10 protein-coding genes are annotated in these 12439 nt (G+C 40.4%); all 10 read left to right on the forward strand.

What is annotated here, in order from left to right:
- A partial coding sequence (locus tag AB1630_00495) for a hypothetical protein (protein MEW6102291.1) occupies window positions 1–2589 on the forward strand: 2589 nt, incomplete at its 5' end.
- Window positions 2590–2641: 52 nt separating this feature from the next.
- Entirely contained in the window at window positions 2642–3235 is a 594-nt protein-coding gene (gene recR / locus AB1630_00500; GenBank protein ID MEW6102292.1) for a recombination mediator RecR, read from the forward strand.
- A gap of 141 nt (window positions 3236–3376) precedes the next feature.
- On the forward strand, window positions 3377–3574 hold the full coding sequence (locus AB1630_00505; GenBank protein MEW6102293.1) for a hypothetical protein: 198 nt from the start codon (window positions 3377–3379) through the stop codon (window positions 3572–3574).
- Between the two features lie 5 nt (window positions 3575–3579).
- Complete coding sequence (locus tag AB1630_00510) at window positions 3580–3981, forward strand: retropepsin-like aspartic protease (GenBank protein MEW6102294.1); 402 nt, start codon at window positions 3580–3582, stop codon at window positions 3979–3981.
- Window positions 3974–4402 (forward strand): DUF5618 family protein, encoded by a 429-nt coding sequence (locus AB1630_00515; GenBank protein MEW6102295.1) that lies wholly within the window; start codon window positions 3974–3976, stop codon window positions 4400–4402. The genes AB1630_00510 and AB1630_00515 overlap by 8 nt, the downstream gene beginning before the upstream one ends.
- Window positions 4403–4428: 26 nt before the next feature.
- Complete coding sequence (locus AB1630_00520; GenBank protein MEW6102296.1) at window positions 4429–4830, forward strand: retropepsin-like aspartic protease; 402 nt, start codon at window positions 4429–4431, stop codon at window positions 4828–4830.
- Window positions 4823–5251: a DUF5618 family protein gene (locus tag AB1630_00525; GenBank protein ID MEW6102297.1), complete on the forward strand. Its 429-nt coding sequence runs from the start codon at window positions 4823–4825 to the stop codon at window positions 5249–5251. The genes AB1630_00520 and AB1630_00525 overlap by 8 nt, the downstream gene beginning before the upstream one ends.
- Before the next feature lie 25 nt (window positions 5252–5276).
- Window positions 5277–5678 (forward strand): retropepsin-like aspartic protease, encoded by a 402-nt coding sequence (locus AB1630_00530; GenBank protein MEW6102298.1) that lies wholly within the window; start codon window positions 5277–5279, stop codon window positions 5676–5678.
- On the forward strand, window positions 5671–6081 hold the full coding sequence (locus tag AB1630_00535; protein MEW6102299.1) for a DUF5618 family protein: 411 nt from the start codon (window positions 5671–5673) through the stop codon (window positions 6079–6081). The genes AB1630_00530 and AB1630_00535 overlap by 8 nt, the downstream gene beginning before the upstream one ends.
- Window positions 6082–12439 (forward strand): hypothetical protein (locus tag AB1630_00540; GenBank protein ID MEW6102300.1); only part of this gene is annotated, 6358 nt, incomplete at its 3' end. It lies immediately after the preceding gene.

Consider the following 12439-nt stretch of genomic DNA (forward strand, 5'->3'; position numbering starts at 1 on the left):
ACAAGGACAATATACCTTACATCAGGTGATGGAACAAAGCCTGTTATCTACCAGATAAGGGACTATGCTTCAAACACATCAACCTACACAGACACAATAATCCTAGACCAAACAAGCCCAACAGGAACAATAACTATAGTAAGCACAGGCACAATTGTTTATATCAAGGGAACAGCAACAGACACGATAAGCGGAATTTTTGAAATTAAATACAAATTGGATGATGAAATCTGGCATCTTGCAACTCCAGATGACGGCAATTTTGGAAATGCAACCGAAACATTTACCATTTCTTTAGCAAGCCTTTCCCAGGGAAGCCATACAATCTCTATATTTTCCAAAGATTTAGCAGGAAATATAAGCACGCTAACCCACACATTTACAACAACACAACAAGCAATAACCATAATTGAGCCAAGAAACAACGAACATATCAAAGGAATAGTAAAGGTTTCTGCCATCTGCCCAGATATTACAGAATATGTGGTATTTGAGGAAAAAAGAGAAGGAAGTATAACATGGAGAGCCATTGGAACGGATACAAGCCAAGAACAAGGCTGGTCTCAATATTGGGATACACCAAAGGACGAGGCAACATATACCATCAGGGCAACAGCATATAACATATCAAATCAAGCATTAGGAACTAATTCAATAGATGTTGAGGTTGATAATATTGCACCAACTGGAACATTAAGCATTACTCCAAACCCTAGCTCTCGGACAATAACAGGAAACATTATAGGCTCGCCAGACATTAAATCTTGCTTATTTGAATGCGGAACACAAGCCATTGCCTTTGATAACAATTTACCATTTGGTTTTACACTTGATATTTTAAGCTGGAATGCAGGAACATATACATTTACAGCAACCATAGAGGATGAGGTAGGAAACAAAGGAACAACAACCGCAAGCGTATTGATTGATAACATTCCACCCTACGCCCAAATTATAAGCATAAATGGCTATGCTCCCGGTAGTAAGACATTATTTGGAACAGCCACAATATTTTTTGCTGCTTCTGATACAACAACATCAATATTGGGCATACCTACATTACTCATTGATGGAATTGAAATAATTCCTCAGCAATTCTTATCTCCCTATGGAACACTTACATTTAATACCACAAAATATGCTGATGGCGCCCATAGCCTCCAGATAAAGGCAATTGACACATTAGGAAATATTGGCTATTCTCCATTGGCTATAGTAAATATAAAGAATGGCTCTGATAGGCTTATCATCCTTACCCCTCCCGATTATAGCCTCTTGAATAAAATTGTAGGAATAGAGGCAATCGCACCAGCCCTTACATCCAGGATGCTTTTCTCTGTATCTACAGATTCCTTAACATGGCTTCCCCTTGCAACAGATACAACTACAGGAGATGGCTGGAAGGCAACATGGAATACAACCCTATTTCCAGATGGAACATATACCTTAAGGGCAAAGGCATATGACCAGAACAATACCATTCTGGCAGAAGATACAAATTTCCCATTATTCGTTGATAATACACCGCCAGACATCTCAAAGGAGGGGACAATAACAACAATTCCAAATTTGAAGAACTACATTGAAATATATTTTGAAAATACCCTTTTCAAAGGAAGTGCAAGTAATACAATAAAGAAGATTTATATTGAGCTTGAAGGTGGAATAATAGAGCCAATTGCTACAATTGATGGTGAATTTAGAAAGATAATTTCCCTTAAGGAGGGAACAAATACTATCATTATCTACCTTGAGGATAATGTCGGAAATGTTGGTTCAAAGACATTTACAATTGTTTATAAGATTCCCAAGGTTACTAATGTTTTAGGCAAAGATGGAGGAATAATCATAAATCCTAATGGAAGCACAATTGAAATTCCACAAGATGCAACACTTGAGGAAAAGAGAATTTCATTCAATATTATAACAGAAAGGGAAGAGGGATTTCCACAGGAGCAAGGCATTTTATTCCTTAAAACATACCATAGCCTTTCAAATCTACTAATTTTTTATGAAGCAACCATAGATGGAGGAGGATATGTCTTTCATAGTCCAGTTAAGCTTGTATTGGCATATGACGACTCAAATTGGGACAAAAACCTAAATGGGATAAAAGATTCAGGAGAGATTGATGAGGCAAGGCTTAGTGTATTCTTCTACGATGAAATAGGAAGAATCTGGATAAAGATAGGTGGCGTGGTTGACCCAATAAACAATACCATAACCGTATGGGTAAATCATTTTTCCCTCTTTGCATTGGGTATGGAGCTTAATCCAGCCATATCATCAGAGCTTGATGTCTATCTTGAAAGAAATCCATTCAAGCTTGGCCAGGACACAACCTTTGTCTTTAGCCTGCCAAAGCCAGGAAGGGTCTATCTTAGAATCTTTGACTTAGCAGGAGACCTTGTAAGAGAGCTTATGGATGGAAGCCATTATCAAGCAGAAAAATCCTCAGCAAAATGGAATGGCTTGAATGATGTAGGCGATAGGTATGTTGGTTCTGGAATCTATATCTATCAATTCAGAGTAGAATACGATGATGGAAAGAAAGAGCAAATTATAAAGCCAATAGGTGTTGTAAAATGAAAGAAAAGTCTATGGGATCTAAAGGGTCTATGGAGTCTAATAAACACATAAAATGAAAGAAAAAGTAATAAATGATTTGATAAATGCTTTGGTTAAACTCCCTACAGTAGGGCCTAAAACAGCCTCTCGGCTTACCTTTCATATTCTTAAGATGTCGAAAGAGGATGTTTTAAAATTAACAAGTGCTATAATAGCAGTAAAGGAAAGGATAAGGTTTTGCAAAATTTGTTTTAACATAAGTGAAGGAGAAATTTGCCAATTCTGTCAGGATGAAAAAAGGGATAAAAGGATAATATGTGTTGTTGAACAGCCAAGGGACATTGCAATTATTGAGGATTGTGGCAAGTATTTTGGTCTTTATCATGTCTTGGGTGGCGCAATATCCCATCTTGAGGATATAGGTCCTGAAAAGCTAAAGATAAAGGAGCTTGTAGATAGGGTTTCTAACAATCAAGTAAAAGAGGTGATAGTAGCAACAAACCCAAATATGGAGGGTGATGCTACAGCAATGTATATTTCAAGCCTTCTTAAGCCTTTAAATATTTCTGTAACAAGGATAGGCTATGGTATGCCTGTTGGAGGAGACCTAGAATTTGCAGACCCTGTAACAATGGCAAGATCCCTTGAGGGAAGAAGGGAAGTTTAAAAAACTCAAAACTCAAAAATATGGTAAAATTTTTTAAAAATAAAGTTTTTTGATAAAAATGCCGATATATAATATAAGGTAAAGAATGGGTAAATAAAAAAATCCTTGCAAAAATTTTGAAATGTATTATAATTAAAATATATGGCTAAAAGAAAAATACATTTTCCAAAGGAGTCGCAAGAGACATTTAATGAAGCAAAGAGATACCTAATCTTTGGCTATTACCAGGGTGGAATAAGCGTAGGTATGATTAAAGAAGGCTTCCAAAAGGCAAAATTTATTATTGACACATTGACAATAGATAATATAAAATATAAAATAACAAGAAAATTAAGTTGATTTAAATGGCTGTTATTATTAAAAATGTAAGACTTGAGGGTTCAAAGGGAAAGATAGAAAAAGAAGCCCTTTTTGATTCGGGTGCAACATATTCTTGCATCCAGCCAGAATTGGCTTCTTGTTTAGGAAATTTAGAGCCCCTTCCCGAACCATTGGAGCTTGGAACAGCAAAGGAGGGAGAAAATGTTACCGCAAAAGAGAGGATAAGCCTTGATTTTCACCTTAACGGCTTTCGCTTATCCGATGAATTTATGCTTATCCCAAACCTTTCCGAGAATGTTATTATCGGAGCCGCTACATTACAAAAGTGGAGACTAAAGCTTGACTTTGAGCACGATGAGGTAATTGTTGACCCAAGGGTTCTAAAATTGCGTCTTATAAAACTAAAAGGAGCAAGCAATGGCTAAAAGAAAGATAAGTTTCCCAAAGACCCCAAAAGAAGCTTTTAATGAGGCAAATAGATACTTTGCCAATGCAAAAGAGACCCTTTTAAAAACAGAAATAGAATATGACAGATACAAGGACAGAAAGTATGTTAAAGAAGCCTCTGCAATGGCTTATCTAGCTGCTTTATCCGCAATTGATGGCTACCTTTTGTCTATTGATACACCAAAGGATAAGCTTCCAACAAGGATTGAGGAATACGAAAAAGCTTTACATAAAATCCCCCATAATGGTAAACTAATCTCTGCAATGGCTACAGTCTATGAAAACCTCCATATTTTTGGTTATTACAGGGGTGGCGTAGGTGTAAATATGATAAAAGAGGGCTTCCAGAAAGCAAAATTGATAATTGATACCCTATCCAAAGGAGCAAGCAATGGCTAAAAAACCAAAAAATTAAGTTGATTTAAATGGCTGTTATTATTAAAAATGTAAGGCTTGAGGGTTCAAAAGGAAAAATAGAAAAAGAAGCCCTTTTTGACTCGGGGGCAACCTATTCTTGCATCCAGCCCGAATTGGCTTTTTGTTTAGGAAATTTAGAGCCCCTTCCCGAGCCTTTGGAGCTTGGAACCGCCGAAAGAAAAAGAAAGGTTACCGCCAAAGAGGCAGTAAGGCTTGATTTTCACCTTAACGGCTTTCGCTTATCCGATGAATTTATGCTTATTCCAAATCTTTCAGAGCCTGTTATCATCGGAGCAAAAACCCTTCAGGCGTGGCGTCTCAAGCTTGACTTTGAGCACGATGAGGTAATTGTTGATCCAAGGGTTCTAAAATTGCGTCTTATAAAGTTAAAAGGAGAAACCAATGGCTAAAAAATGGCTTTCAAAACCAAAGGATGCTCAAATCGCTTTTTCTAATGCAAAGAGGTATTTTACTAATGCAAAAGAAAGCCTTTTGAAATCTCCCATTGAAAATGATATCTACAAGGATGAAAAATACACAAGAGAGGCATCAGGAATGGCTTATTTATCTGCCCTTGCCGCAATTGATGGGTATCTTCTATCAATCGGAACTTCATCAGATAAACTTCCAGCATCTATTGAGGAATACACAAAATACTTGCGAAAAATTCCCCATAATGGTAAACTAATGGATGCATTGACAGTTGTATATCAAAACCTTCATATCTTTGGCTATTACAGGGGCGGCGTGGGTGTAAATATGATTAAAGAGGGTTTTACAAAGGCAAAATTGATAATTGACACCTTATCCAAAGGAGAAATAAATGGCTAAAAACCAAAAAATTAAGTTGATTTAAATGGCTGTTATTATTAAAAATGTAAGACTTGAGGGTTCAAAGGGAAAGATAGAAAAAGAAGCCCTTTTTGATTCGGGTGCAACATATTCTTGCATCCAGCCAGAATTGGCAGAAAAGATTGAGATTATTCTTCCCCTTCCCGAGCCTTTGGAGCTTGGAACAGCAAAGGAGGGGGAGAAGGTTACAGTAAAAGAGGCAGTAAGGCTTGATTTTCACCTTAACGGCTTTCGCTTATCCGATGAATTTATGCTTATCCCAAACCTTTCCGAGAATGTTATTATTGGAGCCGCTACATTACAAAAGTGGAGATTAAAGCTTGACTTTGAGCACGATGAGGTAATTGTTGACCCAAGGGTTCTAAAATTGCGTCTTATAAAGTTAAAAGGAGCAAGAAATGGCTAAAAAAACAAAAGATCCAAAAGAGGCATTTTCTGAGGCAAACCGATATTTTGCCAATGCAAAAGCAACATTGGTTAAATCCCCTATTGAGTATAACATCTACAAGGACAAAAAGTATGTCAAAGAGGGCTGTGCAATGGCTTATTTATCCGCCCTTGAGGCTATCAATGGCTATCTTTTATCTTCTGGAATGTCAGATGATAAGATTCCAACCTCAATTACCGAATACACAAGAGCGATGAGAAAGATTCCCCATAATGGTAAGCTAATGGCTGCATTGACCACGGTGTATCAAAACTTACATATCTTCGGTTATTACCGAGGCGGCGTAGCGGTAGGTATGATAAAAGAAGGCTTTAAATCAGCAAAATTGATAATTGATACATTAAAAAAGGAGGAAAAATAAATGGAAAAATTTAAAAAATTTAAGGAGGAAAAGATGAAGAAAAACCTAAAATGGTTATTTTTAGTAGGGCTAGGGGTCTTTTTGGGAATAGGGGAAAAGGCATATGGCTGGGGAACAGTTACCCTAGAGATAAGGCCAGATAAAGTAATGAAGCTTATTTGGTATAATGGGCAGACAGGCAATGTTTATAAAAAAACATCAGAAGGAGCAGCTTGGGGCTCGGCTGTGGCTAATAATGTTTCTTCTCCCTGGACAGATAGTAACACAGCTGATGGTCAGCACTATTGGTATAAGGTTGTGCAAAGCGGGGTTGATTCAGATAATACACCCGATGGATTTGCTGATGCCAGCCCTCCAAGTGCAATCACTGATCTTTCAGCCACCCCTAATTCTCAAAAAACCCAGATTGACCTTTCTTGGACTACCCCTCAAGATACCTTGATTGTGGCTCCTAACCAAAATGCAAACGGCGGCCAGATGTATTTTAAGATATATAGAAAGGCAGCTTCAACCAACTTAGTCGCTAGTGATCTTATTGATGACAACCTGATTGCTGTCCTTAAGGCTTCTAATCCATATACCTCCGGGGTTCTTTTTTCTTGTGTTGATGGCACAAGCGGCGCTACAGCCTCAATCAGAAATCCCCTTTGGACTTATTACCATTGGGTAAAGCAAGATAGCGAGCCAGGTTCAGCAACTCAATACGCCTATGCTGTTTTAACCGTAGATACCGCAGGTGTTTGGATAGTATATACAGGCAGTTATAATCCCATTGGCACAGGGACAAATGTGCTGGGAAATATATCTCTTATCTCCCAGGGAGCCGGGCAAAATAATACCCGTGCGATTAGCCCAATCCTTACCCTTGGTCTTGTAAGCGTTACTGGAAGTGGAACCTCTGGCACAGTTACTCTGAATTGGAGCGCAGCAACCACTACATTTGGGGCAGGAACATACTACGATGTCTTTAGAAACACAATGACCACAGGATTAGGCACATTAACCTCTGGTTCATTAACTTCACAATACTATATCGGAAGCACAACCATTTTATTATATAATGATACAACCATTGTTTCTGGCTATTATTATTCCTATGCCGTAGTCATTGTTGACCCTGCTTTAGCCGATTTAGAAGAAAAATCCCTCCTTTCCAATGATTGTGTAATATTAGCCGATTGGATACCACCCATTGTAAATATTCTCTCTCCCACTGAAATAGCCCCTTCCTATAAAACCTCGGGCGGAACAATTACCATTGTTTTTACCTACGATGAACTAAATCCCTCAACCTATAGCATTACCGTAGCCACAATTACCGGTGCACCCATTGCAAGCACAAATACCATCTGTGGCTTTGGTGCAGGGTCTAACATCTACGCCACGGTAACCTTAAATATATCAGGCTCAGCCCCTGAAGGAACATATAATGTTACCGTTTATGTTAAGGATTTAGCAAATAACCTTGGCTCAGATACAGAAAATAATGCCGTAATCATAGACAACACAGGCCCAGCCATTGAGCTTCAATCGCCGACCTATCTAACCTATCGCAGAAAAGGTGATAATATTGATGTTGTTTTTTCTTATACTGAGGCAAATCCACAAAGCTTAATCTTAAAGATAGCCTCAGGCACAGATGTGGCAACCGAAACAACCATTGTCCTTCCAGCCGGAAATCAGACAATAGCTACTTACACCCTTACCTTAAACAATACCGCCCCTGATGGCACATACTCTGTCTATGGCACCCTTTCTGATATGCAGGGCCGTATTGGCACAGATACATTAGATAATGTCTTAATCATTGATTCAACCCAACCAATTTTAACAAACATCTATCCAACCACAAGCAATAAGGCATATCGCGAAGGAACGGGCACCTTGATTGTAGAATTTACCTATAACGAAACATATCCTTCAAATGCAACCATAACCCTTTTCTTCCAAGATGGCTCAATTGCTTATTCAACCATAACAACAAGCCCAGCAACACTTTTAGGCGGAACAGACCAACAGGCCTCAGCAACCCTTGTATTTAATGGAGCTTCTGATGGATTTGGCACAGTTAGCGTAGAATTATATGACCTTGCTGAAAATGGCACATCTTGCATCAGCCAAGAATCTGTTGTTTTTGACAACATCCCTCCCGATGTTTCTGTAGGAACATCAACAATCTATTATACAAAGGGAACAAACACTACAATAATTTCCTGGACATATAATGAAACAAATCCAGATTATGGAACAATAACCCTGATTGGACCAGATCCTCAAGCAGGCTCTTATGGCACAACAACATTTTCTGGCATACCCGGTGGCGATAATGCCACATCAACGCCTGTTACATTTACAAATCTTCCCAATGGAACATACACAGTCTCAATCCTCTTGGTAGATAAGGTAAACCATTCTTCTGTTGGAACAAAATCAGACCTTCTCTGGGTAGACAACGACCCTCCCTCTATTGCCACGATAACCTCCCCTGCTTCAGGAGCGGTAGTAAGGGGTATAATTAACCCAACCTTCACCGTAAGGGATGACCAGACCGGGATTGAGGGGATAGGCTATCTCTATTGGGGTACTGATACCCTTGCCCTTGTCGGGACAAATGCATTTAGCTTATCCTCGGGTGTTCAGGGAACAGGAACCTATATTTGGGATACCACAGGGTTTGATGATGGAGTGCGTACCCTCTTTGGCACAATTGCCGATAAAGCAGGAAACATTGCAACAACAACAATTCCATATCCAATAACGGTTGATAATAAGCCTCCTGATATATTCAATCTTTATCCAACAACAGGCAACAAGGCTTATAAAACAGGGACAAATACTTTAATTGTCCAATTTACCTATACAGAGCTAACCCCAAGAACCACAACAGTAAGCATTGTCGGAACAATCTTTTCTACAACAACAACACAGCCTCAAACTTTCCTTCCATCTGGAAATAACCTTAATGGCTCTGCAACCCTTGAATTTAAAAACCTTAACGATGGCACTTATACAATCAAAGTAGTAATGGAAGATGGAACAGGCCAATTCGGAACCTGCACATCAAATGATTCTCTAATCATTGACAACATAGATCCCATCCTTGGTATCGCCACCCCAACTACAACAAACATTGCCTACAAACAAGGAAGCGATAGCCTTACTATTTATTACACCTATACTGAACTGTATCCTCAAACATTAACTTTAGTAATTGCCTCAGGAACAACCGAAGCCACACAAACAGCCATAACCCTAACTACGGGTGGAACAGATCTCCCTGGCTCTGTAACCTTAAGCTGGACAAATGCCCTTGAAGGAACCTATACCATCTACGGAACCCTTACTGACCTAGCAGACAATAAAGGAATAGCCAGCCAAACAGATTCCTTAATCATTGACACCACCACCCCAACCTTAGAGGTCTATTCTGGCTCTGATGCAATTATCTACAGGAAGGGAACAGACTCTATAACAATCTACTACACCTACACAGAAACCTATCCAAATACATTAGAGCTTGTTATAGCCGCAGGAGCAACAAGCGCAACATCAACAACAATAACAGCCCTAACAGGAGGAACAAACCAAACAGGACAAACTACAGTCTATTGGACAAATGCAAATTCTGGAACATACACCATTTATGGAACCCTAACAGACCTGGCAGGCAATGCAACATCAACCTCTGACCCAGAGAGCATCTACATTGACAACACGCCGCCAAACATTGCAATCTTTGAGCCAATCGCAGACTATCTCTGGGGAACAATCACGGGAACTTTAACCGGCCAGCTATACCTAAAAGGAACCGCTACCGATAATACAGGCATCGCCACTATAAGCGTCTATGTAAATGATGTCTTTAATGCAACCTCTACCACTGCCTTACTTCCCTTATGGTTCAATCGCTATAATATCCCCTCATCCATTGATGGAATAACCTATAAGATAGATGCCGTAGCCGAAGACTTAGCCGGAAACCAGGCAACCGATACAATAACCTATATCAAAGACTCAACCAAGCCAAGCACACAAATTACCTCACCCTTAGCCGGTAGCTTCTTTAGCAGCGCCTCATTTCCATTAAATATAATTGGAACCGCAAATGATGTTTCATTAGGCTCAATTACCTTTAGGGTGTTAAACCCAGGTTTAGAATCCATATTAGGCACAGGAAAATGGGGTTCTGTAAGCACTCAAGACCAAGGGGAACCCGCCATCTTTGGCGATCGGGTTGTCTGGTATGAGAATAATCCAGCAACAGGCCAAAACAACATCTACCTTTACGACCTTACTACCGGCATAGGACGCTTTGCATCCCAAAGCACTCAAAGCCAATCCGGACCCGCCATCTTTGGCGACCGGGTTGTCTGGAGGGAGAATAATGGAGGGGTGAACAACATCTACCTCTTTGACCTTACTACTGGCATAGGACGCTTTGCATCCCAAAGCACTCAAAGCCAATACGAACCTGCCATCTTTGGCGATCGGGTTGTGTGGAGGGAGGCAAACAAGATCTACGCTTACGACCTTACTACTGGCATAGGACGCTTTGCATCCCAAAGCACTCAAAGCCAATACGAACCTGCCATCTTTGGCGATCGGGTTGTGTGGATGGAGAATGATGCCATCTACCTTTACGACCTTACTACTGGCATAGGACGCTTTGCATCCCAAAGCACTCAAAGCCAATACGAACCAGCCATCTTTGGCGACCGGGTTGTGTGGATGGAGGATACAACAGGAATGGGTCCATACAACATCTACCTTTACGACCTTACTACTGGCATAGGACGCTTTGCATCACAAAGCACTCAAAGCCAATTAGAACCTGCCATCTTTGGCGATCGGGTTGTGTGGAGGGAGGCAAACAAGATCTACGCTTACGACCTTACTACCGGCATAGGACGCTTTGCATCCCAAAGCACTCAAAACCAATACAACCCCGCCATCTTTGGCGATCGGGTTGTGTGGAGGGAGGATAATGGAGGGGGGGTAAACAACATCTACGCTTACACCGATGGAACACAAACATCTGGCACAGATTGGAATGCCACCTGGCCCAATGCACCAGCCTCTGATGGAACCTATACCCTCCAGGCCTATGCCTATGACCAAGCAACCCATATTGCTAATTGTAGCCTCCCCGGTGCAACCATTACCGTTATCTATGACAGCACCCCACCCCAAGCAACCATAACCGATGCCAATATCAATGATGGCTTTGCAACACTTACCTATACAAAGCAAAATGGAACAATAGCAGTAAAATTCTCATTTACAGAGCCAAATCCTGCTACATTTACCATAACCATAGGAACGGATACAATTCTCTCATCGGCCTTTACAACAGAATTTACATTTATTACAGGAACAGAAGGGACAGGTATAGCAACCATTACATATAATACCCTTCCCGATGGCACATACACCCTCTGGGGAACCTTAACCGACAAGGCAGGAAATAAAGGAACAAGCACAGCAATCGGCTGGGTAATCGTTGATACAACCGAGCCAAAGGTTGAAATCAATAGCCCAACCACTGCAAACCCTGTCTACACCCTTACCAATGGCACTGTCTGCATAAATTATTCCTACACAGAGCTTAATCCCCAAACAGCAACCATCTATATTGGAACAAACACAGAACAACCCATTACTTCAACCACATTCTCTATGATTGGCTTTCCAACCTATAGCGAAAACAACTACGCAACCCTAACCTATACCAATGCACCTGACGGCACCTACACGATCTGGGTGGTCATCCAAGACCTCTCCGACCCAACCGGAACCGCCACAGGAACTGGCTCAGTGATTGTTGACAACACAAAGCCAATCGTTGAAATAACCGATGCAAACACATTGGATACCTTTGGAACAACAACCTATACCACAAGCACAACCACAATAAATGTTGCCTTCTCCTTTACCGAAGGAAACCCACAAACCTTTACAGTAAGCATTGGAACGGATACAATCCTTGCTTCAAGAACAATTACAAACATTTCCTGCTCCCAGGGAACATATACGCCAACCGGAACAGGAACAGGAACAATAGACCTATCTTACAGCAACCTTCCCGATGGAACCTACACCCTTTGGGGAACCCTAACCGACAAAGTAGGCTTGGAAGGAACACATACAGTAATTGGCTGGGTTGTCATTGACAATACACCACCAATTGCAACAATAACCGATGCAAACATAAACGATAGCCTTGCAACAATGACCTATACAAAGCAAAATGGAACAATAGCAGTAAAATTCTCATTTACAGAGCCAAATCCTGCTACATTTACCATAACCATAGGAACGGATACAATTCTCTCATCGGCCTTTACAACAGAATTTACAT

This window comes from bacterium, assembly GCA_040753555.1.
Classification (GTDB): Bacteria; UBA9089; UBA9088; order UBA9088; family UBA9088; genus JBFLYE01.

Excerpts from the sequence above, each read along its gene's own strand:
- AB1630_00535 (MEW6102299.1), top strand. The coding sequence starts at position 5,671 with ATGGCTAAAAAAACAAAAGATCCAAAAGAGGCATTTTCTGAGGCAAAC.
- AB1630_00510 (MEW6102294.1), top strand. The coding sequence starts at position 3,580 with ATGGCTGTTATTATTAAAAATGTAAGACTTGAGGGTTCAAAGGGAAAG.
- AB1630_00515 (MEW6102295.1), top strand. The coding sequence starts at position 3,974 with ATGGCTAAAAGAAAGATAAGTTTCCCAAAGACCCCAAAAGAAGCTTTT.
- AB1630_00505 (MEW6102293.1), top strand. The coding sequence starts at position 3,377 with ATGGCTAAAAGAAAAATACATTTTCCAAAGGAGTCGCAAGAGACATTT.
- recR (MEW6102292.1), top strand. The coding sequence starts at position 2,642 with ATGAAAGAAAAAGTAATAAATGATTTGATAAATGCTTTGGTTAAACTC.
- AB1630_00530 (MEW6102298.1), top strand. The coding sequence starts at position 5,277 with ATGGCTGTTATTATTAAAAATGTAAGACTTGAGGGTTCAAAGGGAAAG.
- AB1630_00525 (MEW6102297.1), top strand. The coding sequence starts at position 4,823 with ATGGCTAAAAAATGGCTTTCAAAACCAAAGGATGCTCAAATCGCTTTT.
- AB1630_00520 (MEW6102296.1), top strand. The coding sequence starts at position 4,429 with ATGGCTGTTATTATTAAAAATGTAAGGCTTGAGGGTTCAAAAGGAAAA.